1 pseudogene is annotated in these 935 nt (G+C 75.3%); it reads right to left on the reverse strand.

Annotation, left to right across the window (positions count from 1 at the left end):
• Nucleotides 1-58: 58 nt before the first annotated feature.
• Nucleotides 59-935, reverse strand: a pseudogene (locus IH13_RS0129885) (phenylalanine--tRNA ligase subunit beta); the annotation flags it as partial.

Genomic DNA, 935 nt, shown 5'->3' on the forward strand with positions numbered 1-935 from the left:
TGTGTATAAGAGACAGCGCCCCTCCCGCGCGTCTGCGGGCGGCGAGGCCCGTGCGGGGCTACGCCCCCCGCAGCACCGCGCCCGTGCGCTCGGCGGCCAGGGCGACCGCGCCGTCGCGGGCGGCGGTGGCCTCCTCGACGGTCAGCGTGCGGTCCGCGGCGCGGAACCGCAGCGCGTACGCCAGGGACTTCCTGCCCTCACCGAGCTGCTCGCCGGTGAAGACGTCGAAGAGCCGCAGCGATTCGAGCAGCGGTCCGGCGCCTTCGCGCAGGGCCTTCTCCACCGACTCGGCGGGGACGTCCGTACCGACGACGAGCGCCACGTCCTGGGTCGCCACCGGGAAGGTGGAGATCCGCGGCGCCTGGAGCGCCCCGTCCACGGCCTGCTCCAGGACGTCGAGCTCGACCTCCGCGGCGCAGGTCCGCTCGGGCAGGTGGAGCTCCTTGACGACGCGCGGGTGCAGTTCGCCCGCGTGCCCGAGGAGGACCTCCTCACCGTTGACCGTGACGTACAGCGCGGCGCACCGGCCCGGGTGCCACGGTGCGTACCGGTCGGCACGGACCGTGATCTCGACGCCCGCCTCGCGGGCGATCGTGCGGGCCGCCTCGACGGCGTCCGCCCAGGTGGCCGGGCGTCCCTTGCCCCACCAGCCGGCCTGCTCGCGGGCGCCCGCGAGGACGACGGCGGCGCGGCGCGGCTGGCGCGGGAGCGCCGTGTCCAGGGCGGCGATCTCCTCGTCGGTGGGGCGGCGGTCGACGGGCAGCCGTACGGCCTTGGTCTCCTCACCGGTGGGCCGGAAGACCAGCCCGGTCTCGAAGAGGGCCAGGTCGTGGCTGCCACGGCCCTCGTTGCGCCGCAGCGCGCCGAGCAGACCCGGCAGCAGCGTGGTGCGCAGCGCGGGCTCCTCGTCGGAGCTGTCTCTTATACACATCTCT

It is taken from the genome of Streptomyces sp. NRRL WC-3549 (assembly GCF_000721935.1).
Taxonomy (GTDB): Bacteria; Actinomycetota; Actinomycetes; order Streptomycetales; family Streptomycetaceae; genus Streptomyces.